This window comes from Marinobacter sp. CHS3-4, from assembly GCF_030053415.1.
Lineage (GTDB): Bacteria > Pseudomonadota > Gammaproteobacteria > Pseudomonadales > Oleiphilaceae > Marinobacter.
Genome location: NZ_JASGBJ010000004.1, coordinates 56,551 through 81,535 on the forward strand (window position 1 = coordinate 56,551; position 24,985 = coordinate 81,535).

Sequence of the window (24,985 nt, forward strand, 5' to 3'; positions counted from 1 at the left end):
GGATGATCAACAAGTACCCGCAGGATGCTGCAGGCAGCATGGCCAACTCGCGCCGCCTGCGCCTGGCGATGGTGATGACGGTGCTGCTGGTGCTTTCATGGCTACTGCTAGACTCACTGGAGGATGCACTTGAAAGAGCCCAGGAACAAAGCGCGAAACTCACGCTCAATCAGATACGCAGTGTACTGGTTGTAAAAGGGGCAGAAATTCGTCTGAGTTCAGATCGCCATTTAGAGGCTCAGGCAGGTGCGAACCCGTTTGAGTGGTTCGAGGAGCCACCGGCTGGCTATACCGGCATTTGCGGGGCAGCCAGTCCCGAGCCAGGCAAGTGGTGTTTCAGACCGTTACAGACGGGTAACGCCGGATACAAAAAGGCAGAGCAGGCGGGTTCAGGGCGGGTTATATTCCGCCCATCTCAGCCGATAAACTTGGAAGAACGGCAAGGTAGCCGCGAAGCACCCCTTGGTTGGGTTGTGGGTATCGAATTCCAGGACCGGAATGGCAATGGAAGCCTGGACGAAGACGAGCCGCAGTCGGGGTTGAAATTAGTCCCGACGACGGTGACATCGTCGGCAAGTGACTGAGTTCTATACATTGCCTCAAGGAGGCCAGATTTATGAAAGCACCCAAGCATCGTTCTGCAGGTTTCACCCTGATTGAACTGGTGGTGGTTATCTCCATCCTCGCGATTCTGGCGGCGTTTGCGTTGCCGCGTTTTGCTGAGCTTTCGGATGAAGCGCACCGCGCAAGCATCCAGGGCACATCTGGCGCGTATGCAGCAGCCGTCGCCCTGACCCGTGCCCAATGGACAGCCCGGGGTGCTGCCGGTGCGCAAACAGACTTGCCGGGGTTCGGTGCTGAAAACGTCGACATGAGTGCTGACGGCTGGCCCATCAGTGTCGCGGGTGACAAGGGCACGGTCGCAGCCATGGACAGCGCCGATTGCGTCGATCTCTGGAACGGTCTGATGCAATCCAATGCTCCATCTGTGTCCACAACAGCGAACACCGACGACTACGACGCGACCTTCAACGGTTCCAGCGAATGCCAATACGACTACAACCTGAACGGCGGCGCGGACAACATCACCTACAACCCGGCCACGGGCGACGTAACCACCACGATCAATTAATGCTGCGATGACGCAGTGTGAGGAGAAAACCATGAACATGATGAACTCATTGGCAGTGAAAAAAGAACAGGGCTTTACATTGATCGAGCTGGTCATGGTCATCGTCATCCTGGGCATCCTGGCGGCGTTCGCGTTGCCACGGTTTGCGGATTTGGGTGGCGAGGCTGAAGAAGCTTCGATCGAAGGTGCGAGAGGTAGTGTGAAATCGGCTCTAGGCATTGTGCGCTCAACCGCGCTCGCGACGGGTAATGGAACCACTACGTCCGCCGATGCCATCACGCTCGAGGGAACCGATGTCGACCTTCTGAATGGTTACCTCGCTATCGAGTCTGTTAGCGATGCAGCCCAATTAGACGATTTCACTGTTGATGATACGGCTACCCCGGACGGCTATGTGACCATTGCATCACCGGTCGAAGACAGCCCCTGTTTCAATTTTACTGGTTCAACTGGGGCGAATACGCCTCCGACCGTCGGGGCAGTGAGCACTATGAATGCCGCTGCTGATTCGTGTGATTAATCGCTAGCGGGTTCGTCCAGAGAAGTTTCACCACAATCGCAGATCAATTTGCGATCGTGGTGAAACTTCAGAGGGAGGGGGCATGAAAAGAACGTCGGCCCCGACTTCGGCGGGGTTCACCCTGATCGAGCTCGTGATGGTGATCATTTTGATTGGCGCACTGTCGGTGCTTGGGATCGGACTGTTCGCCCGAAGTTCGGCCTTTTCTCCTCTCCTGGCGACCCAGCAATTGGCGTCGGCCACATCGCTTGCCCAACAGGCGGCACTGGCGGGTAATCCCGCTGCGACCTTGCGCATTGAGCAAGGCGCCTCGGACTTTGTGTTTACGGTGGGTGCTGGCTCAGGCAACCCCCGTGTGATTACACTGCCACGTGAAAGCACGACGCTGTCTGTCGCGGGCGGTTTGCCACTGAACCTTACCTTCAATGAACTCGGTGCTCCGGCATCCGGCGCTAATCTCAGTCTCACCTTTTCTGGTGATGCCAGCTTTCAGACATGCCTGAGCTCCCTCGGCGCTGTCTATCGGGGGGCGTGCCAGCCATGATTGTAATCCATCGAGGCGCAACGCTCATTGAACTGGTGATGACCATTGTAATCATCAGTGTCGCCATCGCCGGGGTTGTGGGCGCTTTTGGACTGATCACCAGCCGAAGTGCCGGTCCGCTGGATCAAACCCGTGCGGTCGAGCTTGCGCAACTGTATATGGATGAAATCATCACCAAAAAGTACGACGACAATACGCCACCCGGTGGTGTTCCGAAGTATTCCGGGTCTTGCAATATTGGGGCAGAGGGTGGCGAGACCCGCGGAACCTTTGATGATGTGGATGACTACGACGGCCTGAATGATTCGCCTCCCAGCAGTGCAGAGGGTGCCCTGAGCGGGTTTAACGATTTCACGGTGACGGTGGCGGTGGCCTGTGCCGGCGATGACTCGGGCATCGGTTTGCCGGCTTCAGAGGCGAAGCGCATTGATCTGACCATCACTGTACCCGGAGGCACGAATTTTGTGTTCTCCGCCTACCGGGCCAATTTCTGATGCGTCGCTCTGCCGGGTTCACGCTCACTGAGTTGGTGATGGTCATTGTGCTTCTGGGCATCGTGGCTACGGTGTCTGTGCAGTTTGTCGCTTTGTCCACGCGGGGCGCGATTGATCTCAGTGCTCGTCAACAGCGGTCGATGACTGGCGTAGTCATCAGCGAACAGATCAGTCGTCAGCTGCGTGAGGCTTTGCCGACCTCGGTGCGCACCAACGGCGATTGCATTGAGTGGATACCGATTGAGGCGGCCTCCAATTATCTGGACCTGCCCAGCGGCCCAACGCCTGATTCTTTCAATGCCGTGGCCCTCCCGGCCAATCGATCTGCAACCGGACGGATCGTGGTTTACGGCTATGGCAGCGATGTTTATGACATCTCAAGCCCCGGCCCAACGTCTCCGCTAGCGACCATGCCTGCCGGAAACCCGGAGGTGACCGTCACCTTCGATGGCGGCGCAACGCATCGATTCTCTGCGAAATCACCGGAGAAGCGTTTTTACGTGGTGGGTGATCCCGTGACCCTTTGCCAATCGGGACAGTGGCTCTACCGTTATCGGAATTACGGTATCAATGCCACCATCGCGACCAGTTTGCCGTCCACTTTTCCCGATCGAGAGGTGCTGGCGGCAGGGTTGGCGGCAAATAGCCTCAATTTTGAAGTAACTCCGCCATCGCTCCAGCGTGGCGCCGTGGTGTCGTTTGATGTGACCTTGGAAGACGCGGATTCCGGTGAGACTACCGCCATCAGTCAGGAGGTTCAGATTCGCAATGTTCCCTGAACTGAATGTCCGACAGCAGAGCGGCGCGGGTTTGCCCGTTGCGCTTTTCATCATCACGGTGCTTGCACTGGTTCTGATTGGCATGTCCCAGCTTCAGGAATCGAGTGGCGATGCGATCAGCCTCCAGATTCAGTCACAGCGTGCCTTTCATGCAGCGGAATCTGGCGCCCAGATTGCCGTCCGGGACGTGCTTGAGGCGGACAGCTGTTCGGCGATGTCGAGTACAATTACGTTCAGCGCCGGTGCCCTGACGACCTGCAGCGCCACGCTAACTTGTGAGTCCATGACGCCCAGCTCGCCCATTGGCAGTGGCGGCAATACCGTGTATTCCATCGCCAGCACCGGGCAATGCGGGGCTGGCCCGGATCAGGCGACACGAGTGATAGAGGTCCGTGTGCGATGAACATCATCAATGCTTTTTTGGCCATCCTGCTCTGGGTGGTTGCCGGGCCCGTGGCCGCCGCTATTACGTTATCCGCCAATGGCGATGCCAATGGGCCGGTCACCATCAACGAGGGCGATTCGGTGACCTTCGAAGTCACTGCAACCAATTGCCAGAACGTCGGTGGCAACAACTCGGTTTGGCGGGATATTTGGGTGAACGCGGGCAACCCAACGGAACAAATATTTGGCAGCAGTCCTTGCTCTGTCGGATCCTTTGGCCGGACCGTGACCTACAATACGGCAGGCACGTATACCGTTACTTTCATTTCTGAGTTCTGCCGAAACTATCGCAATGGCAGCTGCCGCACTGGCTGGCGGGAAGACCAGCGGGACAGCATTGTGGTCAATGTGGTCGCGTTCACCTGTTTTGAAGATGACTACGCCAGTGGTTCGTTGAATCCGGATGATTGGGTCGCACGAAGTGCCAGCGGCAGTTTCACTCCGAGTGCGGTGAATGGTCGCATGCGCATGACGGAGGCATCTGGCAATCAATCCACGGCGGTGACGCTGCAACGCGAAATCCCGGGTGCTGACAACCTAGTGGTGCTCGAGTTTGACTACTACGCCTACGGAGGGAGTGGCGCTGACGGTATTGCCGTCGTGCTGTCGGACGCGACGATCACGCCTCAGCCGGGCAGCTTTGGCGGCTCTTTAGGGTATGCACAGCGCAACAATGGGGACGACGGCTTTGCTGGGGGGTGGCTCGGCGTTGGCATTGACGAATACGGCAATTTCTCGGCCTCAACGGAGGGCCGGCAGGGCGGCCCAGGGCGGATTCTGGACTCAGTGTCGATTCGTGGTTCGGGGTCTGGGGGCTCAGGGTACAACTATCTTCAGGGAACAGGCCAGCTCAGCCCTGGCATCGATTCTACCGGTTCCAGCAACCCCCATCGGTATCGCATTACGGTGGATTCCAGAACCTCTGGGCAGGCGATCGTTTCGGTGGAGCGCGATACCGGAAGCGGTTTTCAGGAACTGATTGCGCCCTTCGATGTGCTGAACGATCCCAATCAAGCGGCGGTGCCGGAGAATTTCCTGTTATCGCTGACCGGATCGACCGGCGGCGCGACGAATATTCACGAACTGGACGATCTTGAATTGTGTGCGCTGCAACTGAATCCCGTCGGCGATCAGATTGACCATTTCGAAATCGTTCATGATGGCGTCGCGCTGACGTGTCAGCCCGAAACCGTCACCATCCGCGCCTGTGACAACGCCGATTGCAGCCAGCTTTACACGGACCCGGTCGAAGCAACGCTTTCGCCCTCTACCGGCTGGCAGGGCGGTAACACCATTAGCTTTAGCGGTGGCACTGGCCAGGCGACGCTGCAAAACACCACGGCGGGTGACGTGACTCTGGATGTGGTAGGTTCCGAACCGCCCACCAAGCCCCAGGCAACAACCCTGTGCGAAGAATCCGGTGGAGCACCCTCCTCAGCGGACTGTGTCCTGACCTTTGTGGATTCCGGGCTGGCCTTTGACGTGCCAGACCTGATTTCCCACAAGCCCGTCCAATCCATCGAGGTCCGGGCGGTTCGTCGTAATCCGCAAACCGAGGCCTGCGTGCCGGCCTTCGAAAATGTGGACCGGACGGTGCAGTTCTGGTCCACCTATGTCGACCCGGGCCCATCCGGTCGGCCGGTCAGTCGCCCTGTGTCGGTCGATGGCACTGATGTCAGTGTCGATTCGTCCGCGCCGACGACGCTTACTCTGAGCTTCGGTGCTGGCGGCATCGCCGAGATTGAAGTGGCCTATCCGGATGCCGGGCAGATGCAGCTGGACGCGCTGTATGAAGGCTCCATTGCGAATCAGGACGACGGCCTGGTGATGCCGGGGGCGGACATCTTTGCCAGCCGTCCGGCGGGGTTGTGCGTCTCCACCACGGGGGCTTGTGCGGCAGCGGACTCAAGCTGCCCCGTCTTTGTCAAGGCTGGGGCGGCGTTTGATCTGTCGATCACTGCCGCGGGTTGGGATAGTGACACCGACACCGACCTGTGTACTGGCAACCCGACAACGCCGAATTTTGAAATGACCGGCATCGCGCTTTCTCAAACCCTGGTGGCACCCGCTGGCGGAGACGCTGGTGAATTTGCGCCGGCTGAGTATGACCACAGCCGATCAGCGTCCGCCACCACAGTGGTTAGTGCAACGGAAAATGAAGTTGGCGTATTTGAGTTTGTGGCATCGCCGGGCACCGCAAATTATTTCGGTATGACGATTCCGGTGTCCACCAGTGCGCCTGCCGGACGCTTCTACCCGGACCGGTTTGTTGCTTCGGTCCAGGCTGGTGCTTTTCAGGCGGCCTGCACTACCGGAAGTGCATTCTCGTATATCGGGCAGCCTTTTACGTGGTCGGTGGTGCCGAGCTTGAGGTTAGAGGCGAGATCTGTGGGCAGTCCGGGCACGATCACCGAAAACTATACCGAGGTGGGTTTCCAGAAGCTTACGGCGGCAGGCGTTAGCCGAGCCTCGCCGATCGCCGATAGCACGGCATTGGACGCGAATAACGACCCACTCTCGGCCACCGTTAACACCGCGGCTGGTTCCTTGACAAGCGTGGCACCAGGACTGCTGGAGTATGTCTACGCACCGTCAGACACCGCCGAATATGATAAATCCGTGGACGCGAAGATTGCTCCTGTCTCGAACCCGGAGCTTGAGTTCACAGTCGACAGCGTGGTCGACGCGGACGGCGTATCAGCCTCGACGCCGATCCTGTTCACGCCGGATATGCTCTTTGATGTCCGCTACGGTCGTCTCGAAATGGAGAATGTGTACGGGCCAGAAAACCTTCCGGCGGGGTCCGTCCTCGAGATGCCGTTTTATACCCAATATTGGGATGGCAGCCGTTTCGTCCTCAATACAGATGACGGCTGTACCAACTGGACGACGGCTGATATTACGGATACCGAAAACCATCATTCACTGGAAACAGCGAGCGGAACGGTATCGGGTGGTGAAGGCGGCCCACTGCAGCTGGACCCGGATGGTACCGAAGGCACGGACACACTGACCTGGGCGGTGGAGGCATGGTTGCAGGACGATTCGGATGAAGACGGCTCGCTGGACGAACCGTCGGCGCTTGCAACCTTTGGCGTTTACCGCGGCAACGACCGGGTTATCTACTGGGAAGAGCGTTAGTCCTCTTCCCCCTCCGGATGATCCATTCCCAGCTCATTGATTTTGCGGGTCAGGGTGTTTCTGCCCCAGCCAAGCAGAATTGACGCATCGCGGCGGCGGCCGCCGGTGTGCTTCAGAGCGGTCTCGATCATGATTCGCTCGAATTCGGGCACGGCCGTATCCAGAATTCCCTTTCGTCCCCGCTTCAATTCCTGTTCTGACCAGTTTCGCAGGCCTTCCTGCCAGGTTTGGCCAGTTGCGGGCGCTTCTGCCTGTTGCATCAATTCGGGCGGCAGGTCATCAATGTGAACTTCGCGGCCGCTGGCCATAACAGTCAGCCAGCGGCAGGTGTTTTCCAGTTGGCGAACGTTACCTGGCCAGGGCAGGGTGGTCAGGTATTCCTCCGCTTCTGGCCGAAGGAGCTTTGTCTCGACGGCCAGCTCTTTGGCTGCGCGCTTCAGGAAGTGCTGCATTAGGCGGGGGATGTCTTCCCTGCGCTCTGCGAGTTTGGGCAGGTGCACACGGATTACATTGAGCCGGTGGAACAGGTCTTCACGGAAGTTGCCCGCCTGAACCAGCTTTTCAAGATCCTGATGCGTTGCGGCAATGATCCGAACATCGACTTTGATGGGTGTGGTGCCGCCCACGCGATAGAATTCGCCGTCTGCCAGCACCCTCAACAGGCGGGTTTGGGTATCCGCTGGCATATCACCAATTTCGTCCAGAAACAGCGTGCCGCCGTTGGCTTGTTCGAAGCGGCCCTGCCGGGCTGCACCGGCCCCAGTGAAGGCGCCTTTCTCATGGCCGAACAGCTCTGATTCAATCAAGTCTTTTGGGATGGCCGCCATGTTCAGGGCGATAAACGGATGGTTGGCTCTTGGGCTGTGATTATGAAGTGCCTGGGCGACCAGTTCTTTACCGGTGCCGCTTTCGCCATTGATCAGTACCGTGATGTTTGAATGGGATAGCCTGCCGATGGCCCTGAATACTTCCTGCATGGCGGGCGCTTCACCAATGATCTCGGTGTTGTGTTGATTACTTTCGGACGGTGGTTCGCTGGTGGCTCGTTTTTCGTGGCTGTGTGCCACGGCGCGTTTTGCCAAAGCCACTGCATCATCCACATCAAACGGTTTAGGCAAGTACTCAAATGCGCCGGTCTGGTAACTGGTGACGGCGCTTTCGAGATCCGAATGGGCCGTCATGATGATCACCGGCACGTCCGGATGGCTTTCAACGATTCGAGACAGCAGAGTGATGCCGTCTACGCCAGGCATTCGGATATCGCTGATGATTGCATCAGGTTGCTCGTGGTCGAGGCGCATCATGATGCTCTCGCCACTGTCAAAAGTCCGGGGTTGCATACCGGCCTGGTTTAGGGCGCGTTCCAGAACCCAGCGAATACTGCGGTCGTCATCGATGATCCAGACGTTTGCCGGTTGGCTCATTGGTTGTCCTCCAGGGGCAGGAAGATGATGAAATCGGTGCGGCCCGGGGAACTTTCACATTCCACGAGGCCATGATGTTGGCCGATGATGCTTTGGGTGATAGACAGGCCCAGGCCTGTTCCGCTCGCCCGGCCACTGATCATCGGATAGAAGATGTTTTGAAGCAGCTCTGCAGGGATGCCTGGCCCGTTATCAATCACGTCCACCCGGCAAACCAAACGGTGGCGACGATGGCCAATTGTAAATTGGCGCAGTGCCCGGGTGCGGAATGTGATGGTCGGCGGCTCTGCGTTCTTTTTGTTTGACTGGTTCTCAAATGCCGCCTCCATGGCATTTCTGGCGATATTGAGAAAGGCCTGTATCAGTTGCTCTTTATCACCGGGAAATTCTGGCAGGCTGGGGTCGTAATCGCGGTTGAAGGCGAGTCGGCCCCGGCTTTCGGCTTCCAGTAACGTTCTGACCCGCTCCAGTACTTCGTGTATGTTGGTGGCAGCCATTTTTGGGGCTTTGTTGGGGCCTAGCATTCGATCCACCAGAGAGCGGAGGCGATCAGCCTCGTCTATGATGACCTGGGTATACTCGCGCTGATCCTCATCGTTCAATTCTCGGTCCAGTAATTGGGCTGCTCCTCGAATCCCACCCAGTGGATTCTTGATTTCATGGGCCATGCCGCGGACCAGTATGCGGGTTGTCTCCTGCTGGGAGATGATGTCCTCTTCACGACTGATGCGAAGCAGGCGATCCCTTGGCTGGATTTCGATGATCAGTTCGGCCGGCTCCAGGCTGATAGAGGTCACCGAATAGTCAACCGTAAGTCGCGACCCGCTGGCCAGAACGAATTCGGCCTCGCGGCGTGTGTAGCTGTGTCCCGTGTCGGCTGCTGCATACAGGGTTTTCAGCGACTCCTCGGAATCAATGAGAATCTCATTGATGGGTAACCCTTTACTTCGGGTGATGCTGGTCTCGAAAAGGCTTTCGGCGGCGGGATTCAGATACTCGACTCGCAGGCCTTTCGCCAACACCAGAACCGCCGTGGTCAGGCTGTCGAGTGTGGTTTTGTAATCGGCCGATACAGCCATGCGTTGTTCCTTTAAAGATCGCACCCCGGAATAGATAGGACAGATTGCAAAAAGCGAACCACATTAGCCCGTTAGCGCCCACAGGATGCGCGCTATACGGGCATTGGTGCCATAAGGCGTGTGTTTGCGCCGTTCGGTAGTGCAAAAGTCTAATGGTAACGGGGGGCTGGTCGAAATCCCGCCCCGTGAACGAACAGAGTATGGCCTTATTTTAGTGCTTTCGCACCAAAACAAGGCACGCAACTGAGGGCTTGCGTTTATTGAGGGTCGGAATCAGTTTTGAATGCTTGGGCGATGAACGGTGAAACTGATGGCTTCGCCGGTTTTTACGGTGACACCGCTCGCGTCAATGATGTTGACCCTGGCCTGATGTGTGCCCCTGAACACGTTGCGTACAGTGACCGTGTCCGAGGTGGTTTGACCAACCGGTTGGCCATCGAGTGTGACTTCGTATTTGTGGCCGTTGCGCAGGCCCGGCGAGCTGGTGACCCGGAAAGAGACATCGCCACTACCGCTATGAAAGGCCTGTTGATCTTCGGGCGCCATGAAACTCACAGAGGAGTATATAGCTCCCTCTTGCTGAACTTTTTCCCGGAGTTGCTCTGGCTCTCGGACGGCTTCGGGCTTTGGAAGGGTCACGGTGGTAACGGGTTTGATTTTTACGGTTTCCGCAGGCGCCTGGTCGTTGGGCTCATCGGTATAGGTGACATTTCCCTGAGCGTCAACCTGGCGGTAGATCTCCGCGTGGGCTGTGCTGGAGAGTATCAAAACCATTCCGGTGAGCAGAGAAAGCCTGAACGTCATACGACCAACCTTTTTGTTGATTTTGTTCGATTATCATCGCCGTGGTGTTCCATTTCAATGCTGTAGGCATAAAAAAAGCCCCGCACGGAGCGGGGCTTTTCACAACTGGCTTCGGTCGCCCGAATTAGCAGCTGTAGTACATGTCGAACTCAACCGGGTGAGTTGTCATGTTCAAGCGCTCCACTTCTTCACGCTTCAGCTCGAGGTAGCCTTCGATCATGTCCTCAGTGAACACGCCGCCCTGAGTCAGGAACGCGTGGTCTTTCTCGAGGCTGTCCAGAGCTTCCTGGAAGGTCTCGGCCACGGTCGGAATGTTGATGGCTTCTTCCTTCGGCAGGTCATATAGATCCTTGTCCATGGCATCGCCCGGGTGGATCTTGTTCTGGATGCCGTCAAGGCCGGCCATCATCATGGCAGCAAACGCCAGGTATGGGTTGGCAGACGCGTCTGGGAAGCGAACTTCGATACGACGGGCCTTGGCGCTGTTTACCCAGGGGATGCGGATGGAAGCTGAACGGTTGCGGGCAGAGTAGGCCAGCATAACCGGTGCTTCGAAGCCCGGAACCAGGCGCTTGTAGGAGTTGGTAGAGGCGTTGGTGAAGGCGTTGATGGTCTTGGCGTGCTTGATGATACCGCCGATGTAGTACAGGGCAGTTTCGCTCAGGCCAGCGTAGCCGTCACCGGCAAAGATGTTCTTGCCGTCTTTGCTCAGGGACTGGTGAACGTGCATGCCAGAACCGTTGTCGCCAACGACCGGCTTGGGCATGAAGGTAGCTGTTTTGCCATAGGCGTGAGCCACGTTGTGGACGCAGTACTTGAGGATCTGCACTTCGTCGGCTTTCTTGGTCAGGGTGTTGGCGCCAACGCCGATTTCACACTGGCCAGCAGTACCTACTTCGTGGTGGTGTACTTCAATTTCCAGGCCCATGGATTCCATGGCGGCACACATCGCGCCACGCAGATCGTGCAGGCTGTCTACCGGCGGAACCGGGAAGTAGCCGCCTTTCACACCAGGACGGTGACCAATGTTGTTACGGTCAAAGTCGTCGCCGGATACCCAGGCGGCTTCTTCGGAATGAATTTCGTACATTGCGCCCTGCATGTCGACTTTCCACTTGGCAGAGTCGAATACAAAGAACTCTGGCTCTGGGCCGAACAGGGCACCATCAGCAATGCCGGTGGACTTCAGGTATTCCTCGGCGCGACGCGCAACAGAGCGAGGGTCACGCTCGTAGCCCTGCATGGTTGAAGGCTCAACGATGTTACAGGTCAGGTTCAGGGTGGTTTCTTCGGTGAACGGATCCAGTACGGCAGTTTCGTCGTCCGGCATCAGGATCATGTCGGATTCGTTGATGCCCTTCCAGCCAGAAATTGAAGAGCCGTCGAACATTTTGCCGTCGGAGAAGAAATCTTCGTCGATTTCGGACGCTGGCAGAGTTACGTGCTGCTCTTTACCACGGCTGTCAGTGAATCGCAGGTCGACCCATTTGACTTCGTGCTCTTTAATCAGATCTAACGTCTTGGACATTGTACATGCTCCGTCTGTTGTCCCGCCGGTGCGGGCGATTTCTGTGTAGATGTTTGCCGGATCTTCCCGGGTGATTCACACCCGGCATTGTTCAGGTCTGGCAGCTTAGCAAAAGCTGTCGCCGGTTACCTACAAATTCGGCTGCCAGAACCAAAGCAATTGGCTTGCCAGTTTCCCTGGGATGCGCCAGAAGGGCGCAATGGCAGGAAAGTAGGGCTTTTTTGGCGCGAACGCACCAGATTGTAACGGAATTTCGCCCTGTTGTGGTGCATTAAAATGGTGCGATACGTCTCTGGATGCACTGAAATAGCGCAACTGATGACTGGGTCAGTCCGGTGCTATTGGTCATATAAACGCCAGCGCTATTACTATATACTGCGCGCCACTTATTTCGCCTGTCGACCTTTCGGGTCGTATCAGCGCATTTTTCAGGAAACTAGTTGTGATTGAAAAACTCCGTAATATCGCCATCATCGCCCACGTTGACCATGGTAAAACCACTCTGGTTGATCAGCTGCTTCGTCAGTCCGGTACATTGGAGCGTAAAGAGCTCGATAGCGAGCGCGTCATGGACTCCAATGATCAGGAGAAAGAACGAGGCATCACCATTTTGGCAAAGAATACCGCGCTGAAGTGGCATGACTACGATATTAATATTGTGGATACACCCGGTCACGCCGACTTCGGTGGTGAAGTAGAGCGTGTCATGAGCATGGTGGATTGCGTTCTGCTGGTGGTGGACTCCATCGACGGCCCGATGCCCCAAACCCGGTTCGTGACTCAAAAGGCGTTCGCCGCCGGCCTGCGCCCCATCGTTGTGGTTAACAAAATTGACCGTCCGGGTGCTCGACCGGACTGGGTTGTGGATCAGGTGTTTGATCTGTTTGACGCCCTGGGTGCAACCGAAGAGCAATTGGATTTCCCGATCGTGTACGCCAGTGCCTTGAATGGTATTGCCGGCAATGATCACGAAAACATGGACGACAACATGGATGCCGTGTTTCAGGCCATTGTTGATCACGTTCCGGCGCCAGACGTGGATCTGGACGGTCCTTTCCAGATGCAGATTTCCCAGCTGGACTACAGCAGCTTTCTGGGCGTAATTGGTATCGGCCGAATTATGCGTGGCAAGGTGAAAACGAACTCGCCAGTCACCGCGATTGGTGCGGACGGCAAAAAGCGGAATGGCCGAATTCTGAAGATCATGGGGCATTCTGGTCTGCAGCGGGTTGAAGTGGATGAGGCTCAGGCCGGCGATATTGTGTGCGTCAGCGGCATGGACTCGCTGTTTATCTCCGATACCTTGTGTGATCAGTCTGCGGTGGAAGCCTTGCCGGCGTTAACAGTAGATGAGCCGACGGTATCCATGACGTTCCAGGTGAACGACTCACCGTTTGCCGGTAAAGAAGGTAAATTCGTCACCAGCCGAAACATCAAAGAGCGTCTGGAAAAAGAGCTGCTCCACAACGTTGCTCTTCGGGTTGAAGAAGGCGAGTCTGCCGACAAGTTCAAGGTATCCGGTCGTGGTGAGCTGCACCTGTCGGTGCTGATCGAAAACATGCGCCGTGAAAACTTCGAGCTGGCCGTGGGCCGCCCGGAAGTGGTTATTCGGGAGATCGACGGCGTAAAGCAAGAGCCCTACGAAAATGTGATCGTGGATATCGAAGAGCAGCACCAGGGCGCGGTGATGGACCAGATGGGTCTGCGCCGCGGTGAAATGACCAACATGGTGCCGGATGGCAAAGGGCGCATGCGCCTGGACTACACCATTCCAGCCCGTGGCCTGATTGGTTTCCGGAATACGTTCCTGACCATGACATCCGGCACGGGCATTCTGACGTCCACCTTCAGCCACTATGGTCCTATAAAGGAAGGGGATGTCACGAGCCGGCAAAACGGTGTTCTGGTTTCCATGGCAACCGGTACCGCTCTGACCTATTCGCTGGAAACGCTTCAAAGCCGTGGCAAGCTGTTCCTCAATCCGGGCGATGAGGTGTATGAAGGTCAGCTTTGTGGTATTCACAGTCGCGATAATGACCTGGTGATCAACCCAACCAAGGGTAAGAAGCTGGATAACATGCGCGCATCCGGCAAGGATGAAGTTATTGGCCTGGTGCCGCCGATCAAGCACACGCTTGAGCAGGCGCTGGAATTCATTGATGACGACGAGCTGGTAGAAGTGACGCCGAAGTCGCTGCGTCTGCGAAAGAAACTGCTGACGGAAAATGAACGGAAGCGTTCGAACAAGAAGTAGCATCGTCAGCTAAACTTCGGAGACACGTTGGATCCGGAATGACCCATGCTTACTCTTTACCCTGACATAAAGCCGAACGCTCACCACACGATTGCCGTGGATCCTCCTCATGAAATCTATATAGAGGAAAGCGGCAATCCTGATGGTATTCCGGTTCTGGTGGTTCATGGTGGTCCGGGTGGCGGCTGCGAAGATTATCACCGGCGCTTTTTCGACGCGGAACGGTTCCGCATCATTCTGATGGATCAGCGAGGCGCCGGCCGGTCCCGACCATTGGCAGAGCTGGAGGGAAATACCACCCAGGCGCTGATGGATGACATGGAAACGGTGCGGCGGTTCCTTGGCGTTGATCAATGGCTACTGTTTGGCGGTAGCTGGGGGTCCACCCTGTCACTGGTATACGCGCAGGCCTATCCGGAGCGGGTTTCCGGGCTTGTTCTTCGGGGTATCTTTCTGTGTCGTCCCCAGGACATCGAGTGGTTTTACCAGAGTGGAGCCAGCCGGGTATTTCCGGATTACTGGCAAGATTATCTGGCCACCATACCGGAGAACGAGCGTGGTGATCTGGTTAGCGCCTATTACCGTCGACTCACCAGTTCAAACGAACTGGAACAGATTCAGGCTGCCAAGGCGTGGTCTGTCTGGGAGGGGCGCTGTGCTACTCTGCATCCCAATCCCAGGGTCGTTGAACACTTTGGTCACCCCCATGTGGCGATCGCTTTGGCGCGGATCGAATGCCACTACTTTATGAATCAAGCCTTTCTGGAGCCCGATCAGATTTTGCGCGATGCGGGTCGCCTGAGCGAGATTCCGGGTGTCATTGTTCACGGGCGTTATGACATGGTGTGCCCGCTCGACAATGCGATCGAGTTGAGCAGAGCCTGGCCGGAAGCCGAACTTCGAATCATTCGTGATGCTGGCCATTCTGCGTCTGAACCGGCCATTGTCGATGCTCTTGTTCGTGGCGTTGAGGAAGTGGTGGAACGTATCGAAGAGGCGGGTAAATAAAAGAATGAAAGGGCTGATCCAGCGAGTGAGCAAGGCCAGCGTGACAGTGGATGGTGACGTGGTCGGGCAGATAGAACAGGGGTTGTTGTTGTTGCTGGGTGTGGAAAAATCTGACGATGAGACCCTGGCCCGCAAACTGTGTCGGCGCGTCAGCAGGTACCGGGTGTTCCCAGACGATCTCGGGCGCATGAATCTTAGCCTGATGGACTGTGGCGGATCCCTTCTGGTGGTTCCCCAATTTACCCTTGTTGCCGATACCCGGTCCGGAAATCGGCCCGGCTTCTCAGAGGCCGGGGCGCCGGAACACGCAAGACACCTGTTTGAGGTTTTCAGTGACGAAGCGGCTTCAACTCTGGGTGAAGGTCGGGTTGCTACTGGACGATTTGGCGCAGATATGAAAGTATCTCTGGTCAATGAAGGTCCGGTCACTTTCGCACTTGAGGCCCGAAACTAATACCATTGTCTCATGGCTGCACCGGGATGATGCGCTAGAGTGTTGGGAGTTCGTTGCTGGTGCAAAACAGGGGCTCAATGGCATTAAATGAGCTTTTGTTGCTAAAACGAAAAATCGCAACTTACTGATATAAAAATAAAAATAAAATCTGGCCCCAAAATTGTATGTGTTCTATCTTAGCGCTTCGGTAACAACAGCGTAATAAAAGATTGGTCTATTGCTCCCAAATAAGATAAAAAGAGGGACCTGGGAATTTGCAAACTCAGCATTCCTGTATTAAAAAGGAGCATAACGCAAGTTGTTAACAACAGCTTGTAAGTGGTTGACTATCAAAGATCCTCTGAAGGGAATTTAGTCACCAGAAAAAAACTAAAATGGAAAGTGTCTAAGGGCGTGTCATATAAATGTCACGCATTTTGCACAGAATAAGATTCATCCAGCTAGACTGGTGAAGTCTGAAGACCGGGAATATAACCCGTCGCTAAAACCTGAGTTAACTCAAAAAGGAAGACGCAACATGAAAAAGACGCTCCTCGCTTCTGCAATCGCCGCCGCGACCTTCTCCGGTGCTGCATTTGCTCAAGAAGGCAATCTGGGCTTCTACGGCAACGTTCAGTATGCCTACAGCTATACCGATTCTGATACCGCTGGCTACACAGACAGCCACGACGACAACGGCACCACCCTGGGCTGGACTCACAGCCATGCCATCAGCCCAAGCGTTGAAGGCTTCATGAAGGTTGAAGCTGAAATCGCTGCGGCAGACGAGAAAGGCGCTGGTAACGGCCTGACTGATCTGGACGAAGCCTACATTGGTGTTCGTGGCGACAGCTTCGGTCAGGTTTGGATCGGTTCTGACGATTCCATCTACGAGAGCCAGCTGGGCGACTACGGCAACTGGGTATTCGAATATGCCGCACTGAACACCTACGCCAGCTACACCACTGGTGAAGGCGACATGATTCAGTACATGTCTCCAAGCTTTGGCGGCCTGACCCTGAGCGCAGCAATTCAGGTTCGCGGTAACAATGACGGTTACGCTACAGCTTCCGATGGCGGTCAAGAGCTTCCGTACCAGCTGGGCGTAAGCTACAGCATGGACGGGCTGACTGCCTCTCTGGTTATGGATTCAAACGACAGCTCTGCTGACGCGAGCAACGAGAACAGCTACGGCGTTTCGTTCGAATACGCGATGGACGCGCTGGTTCTGGATGCTTACTACGACTACCGTGCAGCCATGGAAGGTGTTTCCGCAGCCAACGGCGATTTCACGTTTGACGGCGAAGAAGGTCGTAGCCAGATCGGTCTGATGGGTACATACAACCTGGGTGCCAACACGTTCCGTCTGGCCTACGAGATGGCTGAGACCGATGCTGATGGCCTTGAAGTCGACGTTCTGACTCTGCAAGCTCTGCACAACGTGTCTGACCACATGTATGTGTACACCGAGTTTGCTCGTCGTAACGACGAAAACGGCGCGGCTGAGCAAGAGCGTAACCAGCTGAACCTCGGCGCTGTATACTACTTCTGATCGGCTGAATAGCTAGTCAAGTAGTCGAAAACCGGCGACCTCAGGGTCGCCGGTTTTTTTTGTTTGAAAGTTAGATCAAAAATGTCCATCGGAGGGCGTATGGGCAAAGAGCTTGAAATCAAATTAAGTGTCGAAAATCAGTACAGTGCGACGGCCTGGCAATGGCTGGAGCAGCGGCCGGAAGCGCGGCCCGAATCGTCAAAACCATTGAGAAACATCTATTTCGATACGCCAGATGGTTTGTTGAATCATCGCCGGGTAGCTCTGAGGGTGCGCCAGGCGGGAGACCGCTTTATCCAGACCCTCAAGTCACAGGGCGAATTTGTCGAGGGCGTGCATCGGCGCAACGAATGGGAGTGGTCGCTGGCGGATGCAAATCTGGGCATGGATTTGTTGGTCAACCATCCTGTGCTTGAAGGGTTGGATACGGATACGCTGCAACCGGTTTTCGAAACCAACTTCACGCGGAGGACGTTGCTGCTGGAGGACAAAAACTCGTTGATTGAAGTGGCTTTTGACAGCGGCGAAATCCTGGCCGGCGGAGACAGGCAGCCATTGAGCGAAATTGAGTTTGAATTGAAACAGGGTCAGCCAGTCGAGCTGCTGCGCTGGGCTGGGGCGGTGTCCAAAGTCGTCCCGGTGTTTCTCAACATGGTGAGCAAGGCAGAGCAAGGCTACCATCTGGCTGGGGTCGCCGGTCCTATGCCGAAAGCCGATGGCGTGGTCAGCGTTCACGGTTTCCTGGAGCTGCTCAGTGCCTGCTGGCTCCGGCGCGTGCCAATGCCAATTGGCGACTCAGACCTGAGCGAGATAGAGACTGTGGCTGAGGCTGCTGGCCTGAAGAGTGATTGTCAGCGTTTGATCGCAAAGCTGGCTTCCGGTGTCCTCGTTAACGATTTGATCGACGAAGGAAGTCTTGGCAAGTTTCAGTTGGCGATTGCCCACAACGCTCGCGCTTAAGCGCCCGGCTTTTTGATGTAACCATCCTCTACAGCCTGTTCCTGCATCAAATGCCACTTGCGAATAAATTCCCGGTAGTTGGAAAGTGCCTTCTCCACCACCTCAACCGTGGGTGTTTCCTGTGATTTGACCAGAACGATCAGGCCTTTCCCTTCGATCTCCTTATCTGTGGGCGGGTGGCAGGCCACTTCGTTGTCGTTATCGATATAGGCCAGGGCTGTCCCGATTCCATGGCGGATCAGGGCGCTGACAATGTCCGCCCAGGTCAGATCGTCCAGCGGAATCTCATAGCGGTGAGGGTGGTCATGCTGGTAATTGAACAGGTCTTCCAGAACCTTCTCCGAGCCGGGGGCCACCACGGAACGAACCATGATCTCGGGATAGGTTCTTACCGGTCGGATGATGGTTCGTACGCCAACCGACTTGAAGCGTTGTCGGTTGTCGTCGACGACGCATTCAACCGTAACCCGATGACAAAGGTTGGATTCACTCAGCCGGTGAGCGATATCAAAAGTCAGGCTGTCGGATGATGGGTCGGCTTCGTCGGCGGCCAGAACTATAATATGTCTGGCGTTGCCTGCATGGACGGCCTTCAGGGCGACCGGGTCACTGCCAGAGCCGTGAAAATGCACCAAGCCTTTGTCAGACAACTCTGTTGGCAGGCCATTGGGGAATTGCCTGGTCAGGATCATGATCGGAATGGATTCATACCCGGGAACCGCCCGAACCTGAGCCGCAAAGCGGGCAAAATACTGTTCGCCCCCATTCTGGGGTGTGTTGATGATCACGATGTGGTTTTGCATGGGGTATATCCAGCGTCCAGTGATGATGCGTTCCCGGCGGTAAAACCGGTATTCAATAAAGTCGCTTACGATGAGTGTCATAACGGTAATGGCTGACACAAACATCAGCACTACTGTGCTGATGCGCCCGAAAGTGGTTTCTGGCGCAAAATCGCCGTAGCCAACGGTGACCAGCGTCGTCATGGTCATCCAGGTCGATTCAAATAATGTCAGATCTTCCGCCGTCCAGATCAGTAATATCTGGATGATCAGCAAACCTGCCAGAATGGCAAACAGGCGTTTGATCCTTGCCCGGATGATGCCCGCCATCGGAAGATGGGAAAGCTGATGTTCCGGGTTCAGTGGCCGGCGGTTTCTCTGCATGGGTTCCCTGCGGCGGTTCAGTCGGCGGAATGTTCGGTATACAGTACGCGAAATATAACAAAGACACAGGGGTTTGCATTATGTCTGAGCCTTGGCGCGGATTGCCTAAACTGTTAGCGGATGAAGTGGCGGAAATCTGGCCGGTTGTGTTCCCGGATGGCGTGCCTGAATTTTTGCTCGGCGCAAGCGGTATTTCGGAGGCGGATGTCGCACAGGCTGTTGCCCGTAGTGTGTTCCTGCGCCGGTCATTGCAGAGTCATGGGGCCTGGGTAGACTCGCTTTGCCAGTCAAGGCCGCTGACCGAGCGGACCACCAGGGATTTTATCCGGCAGCGTTGGGATGAATTTGTCCAACAGGTGGACGATGAGTCCCAGTTGCATCGCGCCTTGCGCCAGTTTCGCTTTGAGCTCCAGTTCCGGATCATCTGGCGGGATTTAATGCGCTGGGCAGACTTGGCGGAAACCATGGCAGCGGCCAGTGATTTTGCCGACGTGTGTATCCAGGGCGCGCTGGAATGGTTGCATGAAGAATGCTGCCAGCAGTTTGGTACACCATGGGGAATCAATCCGGTTACCGGGAAGGAGGGGGCACAGTCCCTGATTGTTCTGGGTATGGGGAAACTGGGTGGACACGAACTGAACGTTTCGTCAGACATTGACCTGATTTTTGCGTTTCCGGACAAAGGTGAGACCCGCGGGGCCAAGCGCTCGATCGAAAATCAGCAGTTTTTTGTTCGCCTGGGGCAGCGCCTTATTCAGGCTCTGGACCAGATCACGGCGGACGGTTTCGTGTTTCGCGTTGATATGCGTTTGCGGCCTTATGGCCAGAGTGGAGCGTTGGCTTTGAGTTTTGGCGCCCTGGAAACCTACTACCAGGACCAGGGGCGAGACTGGGAACGCTATGCGATGGTCAAGGCCCGTGTTGTGGCCGGTGATCCTTCCATGGGGCAGGTATTGATGGACAGCCTGAAGCCGTTTGTCTACCGCAAATACATCGACTTCAGCGCCTTTGAATCCCTACGCAGCATGAAGTCTATGATCCGGCGAGAGGTGCGCCGCAAGGGCCTGGAGAATAACATCAAGCTGGGAAGCGGCGGCATTCGTGAAATTGAATTCGTCACGCAGGCTTTTCAGTTGATTCGTGGCGGCCGGGACCGCGAACTCCAGCAGCGGGAGCTGCTGACCATACTTGGCGAGTTGGAAGCATTGGAGCTGCTGCCATCGGTGGTCGTGAACGAGCTAGCTGCTGCTTACACCTTTCTGCGTAATCTGGAGCATGCCATTCAGGGCATTGAAGACAAGCAAACCCAGCTTCTGCCGGACAGCGAGCTGGAGCGTGCACGCATTGCGCTTATTATGGGGTTCAAGAGTTGGTCTGACTGCAAATCGGTTCTGGACGACCACCGGCGTCGGGTTGCTATTCATTTCGAGGATATTATTGCCACGGATGACGAAGAGGGCGACCGGGTCGATTTCGCAGAAGAGTGGCAAGAACTCTGGATGGGCGAGATGGATAAAGCTACCGCCGTCCAGTGGCTGGGTGAAAAGGCGTTTGAGGAACCCGAGGCCAGTTATGAAGCGCTGACGACCTTGCGCAGTTCGCGAACCCTGCAAAACCTTCAAACTCAGGGGCGACAGCGCTTGAACCGGTTTATGCCGGTGTTGCTGGACGCGCTGGCTCAGGTCGAAGCGCCCTCGCAGACGCTGACGCGGGTGCTGCAGCTGGTGGAAGCGATTCTGCGCCGAACTGCTTACATGGTGCTGCTGCTGGAAAATCCGGGCGCCAGAATGCAGCTGGTGAGACTGTGCAGTGAAAGCCCCTGGATTGCCTCTCAACTCGCGGAAACCCCGCTGCTTCTCGACGAGCTTCTTAACGCCGAAAGCCTTTACAAACCGCCTGCCAAAGCCGAACTTGAGGACGACCTGCGCCAGCAGCTGCTTCGCATCCCTTTTGAGGATCTGGAAGAGCAGATGGAAACCCTCAGGCACTTCAAGAAGGCCCATATTCTGCGGGTCGCGGCGTCGGAGATTCGCGGCACCTTGCCGCTGATGAAAGTGAGCGACTACCTGACCTGGATCGCCGAAGTGGTGCTAGAGCATGTGGTAAACGTGGCTTTTGCCAATCTGGTCAGCCGGCATGGGCGTCCGACTCGTAGTGATGGTTCGACCTGCGACAGCAATTTTGCGGTTATCGGGTACGGTAAATTGGGTGGGATCGAGCTTGGCTACACATCGGATCTGGACCTGGTGTTTATCCATGATGGGGATCCTGAGGCGTCTACAGACGGCGAAAAATCGATTGATAACGCGGTATTTTTCACTCGATTGGGGCAGCGAATTGTCCATATCCTCAATACCCAGACGCCTGCCGGACAACTGTATGAAGTGGATATGCGTCTGCGGCCTTCCGGTAATTCGGGGCTGCTTGTCAGCACGCTGACGGCCTTCGAAAAGTATCAGCGCAACGACGCCTGGACCTGGGAGCATCAGGCGTTGGCCCGAGCCCGAGGCGTTGCTGGATGCGCGGATACGTTGGCGAGCTTCGAACAGTTGCGAAAGTCCATTCTTTGCCAGGTCAGGGATCGCCAGACTCTGCGCGAGGAAGTCGTGGCAATGCGCGAGAAAATGCGAACAGCTCTGGGTACGTCGACGTCCGCGGGACAGGATGCCGACGTTTTCCATCTCAAGCATGATGACGGCGGGATCGTGGATATCGAGTTCATGATCCAGTTTCTTATGCTGGCCTATTCGTCGGACTATCCGGGATTAACCCAGTGGTCGGACAATATTCGGCAAATGGAAGAGTTGGGGGAGTTAGGGGTGATACCAGTAGATGATGCCCAGGAACTCAGGCAGGCCTACATTACGCTTCGATCCACCATTCACCGTCGGGCTTTGCAGAATCTGAACAGCCGCATACCGGCGGACTCGTTTCAGGATGAGCGGGAATACATCAAGTCGATGTGGAAACGAATAATGCTGGACTAGAGCAGCTGTTCTGGGAATCTGTACTCTTCGTACCGGTGGGTTTTCCTGCTAAACTGCCGTTTTTCGTGTAAAGGCGCTTAGGAGCAAGAACAATGTCGATGGCTGATCGCGATGGCCTGATCTGGTTGGATGGTGAGATGGTTCCCTGGCGGGACGCCAAAACTCACGTGCTGACACATACCCTTCACTATGGTTTGGGCTGTTTTGAAGGTGTGCGTGCCTATAGCACGCCCGAAGGCGCTGCAATTTTCCGTTTGCAGGATCACACAGACCGGCTGTTCCGCTCTGCGCATATTCTGAACATGAAGATGCCCTTTTCCAAAGAGCAGTTGAACGAAGCTCAGCGTATTGCAGTCCACGAAAATGGACTGGATGAGGCTTATATTCGCCCCATGGTGTTTCTTGGCTCTGAAGGCATGGGCCTGCGTGCTGACAACCTTAAGGTGCACGTGATGGTCGCGGCCTGGAGCTGGCCCTCGTACATGTCGCCGGAAGCCAAGGAGTTGGGCATCAAAGTGCGTACATCGTCTTACACGCGCCACCATGTCAACATCACCATGTGTAAAGCCAAAGCGAATGGTAACTACATCAATTCCATGTTGGCGTTGAATGAAGCCATTGCCAGTGGCTGTGAAGAAGCCTTGTTGCTCGACAACGAAGGTTATGTGGCCGAAGGTTCTGGCGAAAACATCTTCATCATGCGAGACGGCGTGTTGCACACCCCGGAACTGACATCCTGCCTGGAAGGTATTACCCGTCAGACCATTCTCGATTTTGCAGAAGAGCTGAAGATTCCGGTAAAAGAGCGCCGGATCACTCGCGATGAAATTTACATCGCTGACGAAGCTTTCTTCACTGGAACCGCTGCCGAAGTACTGCCGATTCGCGAATTGGACGGTCGCACGATTGGAGCTGGCAAACGAGGACCGGTGACCGAGAAGCTCCAGACCATGTACTTCGATGCTGTAAAGGGAAAACTCCCTGAGCGCAGCAGCTGGCTGACAACCGTAGGTTAATGCCCGGTGGGGGAGGCCTGCGCCCGCTACGTAGGGCCTACTGTGGGCTATCTGGTCGCCAGCCGGTTTGAAGCGGAATTTCAGCAATCCTGGTTTGACCCGGAGTTCTGGGGGGCAAATGCCACACCAGTAGCGAAAGGCGGCCGTGGCTCGGCATGGTTCATTCGTAACGAGAGGCTGGGCGGACTGGTTCTGAGGCACTTCTGCCGGGGTGGCTTGCCGGGGCGATTTATTAAACGGGCGTATCTGTTTCTGGGGGCCGACCGGGTTCGGTCGTTCGCCGAATTTCAACTGCTGGATCGGCTCTACCGCATGGGCATGCCAGTGCCCGAGCCAGTGGCCGCCGGGTTTAATCGTCGCTGGTTGCTGCTATACCGGGCTCAAATCATCGTTGGAAGAATTCCCGACGCGCGTCCTCTCTCTGAATATACCGACCAAAGTCATTCCTCGATCTGGCGATCGGCGGGCGTTTGCGTTCGCCGTTTCCACGATGCCGACGTGTACCATGCTGACTTGAACTGCATGAATATTCTGGTGGCGGATCAGATCTATCTGATTGATTTTGACCGGGGCGAGCTAAGGTCTGAAGGCAGTGGAGATTGGAAAGCATCAAATGTAGCCCGGCTTGAGCGTTCCGTTGCCAAATTCTTCGCCGAGTCTGATGCACAAGTGCAATCGCAACTGTGGCACTCGTTCTTGAAAGGCTATAACGACGGAGCGTAGTAGCTCCGGTTCAATGGAGAGTAACTGGGGTTCAATAAACCGGCTTTTCGCCCGGTGCAGTCCGGCCGAATCGCTTGTACTCCCATTGGTACTGCGTTGGCGCATCGGCAATGCACATTTCGACAGACTGATTCAGTGCAGTTAGCGATTCCGTCATGTCCTTGGAAGACATGCCCGGAGCAGCCTCTCGAATGACTATCTTGAACCCTTCTGAATCGGGCAGCCTCTGGGCGTAGGTGACGAGGGGGCGGGCGCCTGTCTTCTGAACCAGCTTTGACGCCAGAGTCATGGTAATGGCGGGGATGCCAAAGAAAGGCGCAAATTCGCCCCCTTGCCGTCGCGGCATCTGGTCTGGAAGTATGCCCACGACCCCCTTATCACGGAGAATGCTGAACAGTCGCATGATGCCGCGTCGGTCTGTCGCGACAAGCTCTGAACCACTGCGGCTGCGGACCGATTTAATGTACTCTTCAAAGCCCTCCTGATTTGGAGGGCTGTAGAGTGCCGCCATTTTGTAGCGCGATGCGAAATACAGGCCTGCCAGCTCCCAGTTGCCCAGATGAGGAGCTAACAGAACAAGGCCCTGCGTGCCGGCTTTGTATCCGTCGAGCAGTTCCTCGCCTTCGATTTCCCGGATCAAACCGAGGCAGCGCTCAACAGGCCATTCCCACATAAGAGGGATCTCCAGAGCCAATGCACCGGTTTCCCGCATGCTCTGACGGCCCATGGCCTCAACCTGGCTATCATCAAGTTGTGGATAGCAGGCTTTGAGATTTTTACGGGTAAGGTTCACCGAGCGACCGCGTCCTCCCAGCTTCCAGGCAACGCCGCCAAGAAGTCTGCCGAGGCGCTGGGCATTCTTCAGGCTGAGAAGCGATAAAAGTCTAAAGACAAGTCTAATGAGCTTGGCAGACACAAAACCATCCAGTTGGGCGTATAAAGGAGCAAAAAAGTACCACTGTCGAGATGGGCATACAAGGTAATGACGGTGCCCGCC

The 24,985-nt window shown here is 55.8% G+C and carries 22 protein-coding genes; 16 read left to right on the forward strand and 6 right to left on the reverse strand.

Features of this window, described 5'->3' with window-relative positions:
* Positions 1-2 precede the first annotated feature (2 nt).
* The 8 genes from QLQ17_RS15655 to QLQ17_RS15690 all read left to right on the forward strand — a co-directional run bounded on the left by QLQ17_RS15655 (position 3) and on the right by QLQ17_RS15690 (position 7,054).
* Positions 3-584 carry a hypothetical protein gene (locus QLQ17_RS15655; protein WP_283210544.1) on the forward strand — a complete coding sequence of 194 codons (582 nt, stop codon included), beginning with the start codon at positions 3-5 and terminating at the stop codon, positions 582-584.
* A gap of 32 nt (positions 585-616) precedes the next feature.
* The gene (locus tag QLQ17_RS15660; protein WP_283210545.1) at positions 617-1,132 is read left to right on the forward strand and encodes a pilus assembly FimT family protein; all 516 of its coding nucleotides are present in this window, start codon (positions 617-619) and stop codon (positions 1,130-1,132) included.
* A gap of 31 nt (positions 1,133-1,163) precedes the next feature.
* Positions 1,164-1,652, forward strand: a complete 489-nt coding sequence (locus QLQ17_RS15665; RefSeq protein ID WP_283210546.1) for a prepilin-type N-terminal cleavage/methylation domain-containing protein — start codon at positions 1,164-1,166, stop codon at positions 1,650-1,652.
* Between the two features lie 82 nt (positions 1,653-1,734).
* Positions 1,735-2,196 carry a type II secretion system protein gene (locus QLQ17_RS15670; RefSeq protein ID WP_283210547.1) on the forward strand — a complete coding sequence of 154 codons (462 nt, stop codon included), beginning with the start codon at positions 1,735-1,737 and terminating at the stop codon, positions 2,194-2,196.
* Positions 2,193-2,690 carry a type IV pilus modification PilV family protein gene (locus QLQ17_RS15675; protein WP_283210548.1) on the forward strand — a complete coding sequence of 166 codons (498 nt, stop codon included), beginning with the start codon at positions 2,193-2,195 and terminating at the stop codon, positions 2,688-2,690. Before QLQ17_RS15670 ends, QLQ17_RS15675 begins: the two co-directional genes overlap by 4 nt.
* Positions 2,690-3,469 carry a PulJ/GspJ family protein gene (locus tag QLQ17_RS15680; protein WP_283210549.1) on the forward strand — a complete coding sequence of 260 codons (780 nt, stop codon included), beginning with the start codon at positions 2,690-2,692 and terminating at the stop codon, positions 3,467-3,469. The genes QLQ17_RS15675 and QLQ17_RS15680 overlap by 1 nt, the downstream gene beginning before the upstream one ends.
* Positions 3,459-3,872 (forward strand): hypothetical protein, encoded by a 414-nt coding sequence (locus QLQ17_RS15685; RefSeq protein ID WP_283210550.1) that lies wholly within the window; start codon positions 3,459-3,461, stop codon positions 3,870-3,872. Before QLQ17_RS15680 ends, QLQ17_RS15685 begins: the two co-directional genes overlap by 11 nt.
* The gene (locus QLQ17_RS15690; protein ID WP_283210551.1) at positions 3,869-7,054 is read left to right on the forward strand and encodes a DUF6701 domain-containing protein; all 3,186 of its coding nucleotides are present in this window, start codon (positions 3,869-3,871) and stop codon (positions 7,052-7,054) included. The genes QLQ17_RS15685 and QLQ17_RS15690 overlap by 4 nt, the downstream gene beginning before the upstream one ends.
* Here QLQ17_RS15690 and ntrC read toward each other — a convergent pair.
* The 4 genes from ntrC to glnA form a co-directional block, all read right to left on the reverse strand.
* Positions 7,051-8,478 (reverse strand): nitrogen regulation protein NR(I), encoded by a 1,428-nt coding sequence (ntrC, locus tag QLQ17_RS15695; protein ID WP_283210552.1) that lies wholly within the window; start codon positions 8,476-8,478, stop codon positions 7,051-7,053. The two genes, QLQ17_RS15690 and ntrC, sit on opposite strands and share 4 nt — an antisense overlap.
* Complete coding sequence (glnL, locus tag QLQ17_RS15700) at positions 8,475-9,557, reverse strand: nitrogen regulation protein NR(II) (RefSeq protein WP_283210553.1); 1,083 nt, start codon at positions 9,555-9,557, stop codon at positions 8,475-8,477. Before glnL ends, ntrC begins: the two co-directional genes overlap by 4 nt.
* Positions 9,558-9,830: 273 nt before the next feature.
* Complete coding sequence (locus QLQ17_RS15705; RefSeq protein ID WP_283210554.1) at positions 9,831-10,361, reverse strand: DUF4124 domain-containing protein; 531 nt, start codon at positions 10,359-10,361, stop codon at positions 9,831-9,833.
* Positions 10,362-10,485: 124 nt separating this feature from the next.
* Positions 10,486-11,889: a glutamate--ammonia ligase gene (gene glnA / locus QLQ17_RS15710; RefSeq protein WP_283210555.1), complete on the reverse strand. Its 1,404-nt coding sequence runs from the start codon at positions 11,887-11,889 to the stop codon at positions 10,486-10,488.
* Between the two features lie 442 nt (positions 11,890-12,331).
* Here glnA and typA point away from each other — a divergent pair, with 442 nt between their 5' ends.
* From typA to QLQ17_RS15735, 5 genes are all read left to right on the forward strand, one after another.
* Positions 12,332-14,143 carry a translational GTPase TypA gene (gene typA, locus QLQ17_RS15715; protein ID WP_283210556.1) on the forward strand — a complete coding sequence of 604 codons (1,812 nt, stop codon included), beginning with the start codon at positions 12,332-12,334 and terminating at the stop codon, positions 14,141-14,143.
* A gap of 45 nt (positions 14,144-14,188) precedes the next feature.
* Entirely contained in the window at positions 14,189-15,151 is a 963-nt protein-coding gene (gene pip, locus QLQ17_RS15720; RefSeq protein ID WP_283210557.1) for a prolyl aminopeptidase, read from the forward strand.
* A gap of 4 nt (positions 15,152-15,155) precedes the next feature.
* Entirely contained in the window at positions 15,156-15,605 is a 450-nt protein-coding gene (gene dtd / locus QLQ17_RS15725; RefSeq protein ID WP_283210558.1) for a D-aminoacyl-tRNA deacylase, read from the forward strand.
* A gap of 517 nt (positions 15,606-16,122) precedes the next feature.
* On the forward strand, positions 16,123-17,136 hold the full coding sequence (locus QLQ17_RS15730; RefSeq protein WP_283210559.1) for a porin: 1,014 nt from the start codon (positions 16,123-16,125) through the stop codon (positions 17,134-17,136).
* A gap of 99 nt (positions 17,137-17,235) precedes the next feature.
* Positions 17,236-18,096 (forward strand): CYTH domain-containing protein, encoded by an 861-nt coding sequence (locus QLQ17_RS15735; RefSeq protein WP_283210560.1) that lies wholly within the window; start codon positions 17,236-17,238, stop codon positions 18,094-18,096.
* Here QLQ17_RS15735 and QLQ17_RS15740 read toward each other — a convergent pair.
* Entirely contained in the window at positions 18,093-19,262 is a 1,170-nt protein-coding gene (locus QLQ17_RS15740; RefSeq protein ID WP_283210561.1) for a potassium channel family protein, read from the reverse strand. The two genes, QLQ17_RS15735 and QLQ17_RS15740, sit on opposite strands and share 4 nt — an antisense overlap.
* 80 nt (positions 19,263-19,342) lie before the next feature.
* On the opposite strand from QLQ17_RS15740, the gene glnE reads away from it, so the two are divergent.
* The 3 genes from glnE to QLQ17_RS15755 all read left to right on the forward strand — a co-directional run bounded on the left by glnE (position 19,343) and on the right by QLQ17_RS15755 (position 23,988).
* Entirely contained in the window at positions 19,343-22,249 is a 2,907-nt protein-coding gene (gene glnE / locus QLQ17_RS15745) for a bifunctional [glutamate--ammonia ligase]-adenylyl-L-tyrosine phosphorylase/[glutamate--ammonia-ligase] adenylyltransferase (protein ID WP_283210562.1), read from the forward strand.
* Between the two features lie 92 nt (positions 22,250-22,341).
* Positions 22,342-23,265: a branched-chain amino acid transaminase gene (locus QLQ17_RS15750; RefSeq protein ID WP_283210563.1), complete on the forward strand. Its 924-nt coding sequence runs from the start codon at positions 22,342-22,344 to the stop codon at positions 23,263-23,265.
* A 6-nt stretch (positions 23,266-23,271) separates the two neighbouring features.
* Positions 23,272-23,988, forward strand: a complete 717-nt coding sequence (locus QLQ17_RS15755; RefSeq protein WP_283210564.1) for a 3-deoxy-D-manno-octulosonic acid kinase — start codon at positions 23,272-23,274, stop codon at positions 23,986-23,988.
* Between the two features lie 31 nt (positions 23,989-24,019).
* Here the strand turns inward: QLQ17_RS15755 and QLQ17_RS15760 are convergent, their stop codons facing one another.
* Entirely contained in the window at positions 24,020-24,904 is an 885-nt protein-coding gene (locus QLQ17_RS15760; protein WP_283210565.1) for a lysophospholipid acyltransferase family protein, read from the reverse strand.
* Between the last annotated feature and the right edge of the window lie 81 nt (positions 24,905-24,985).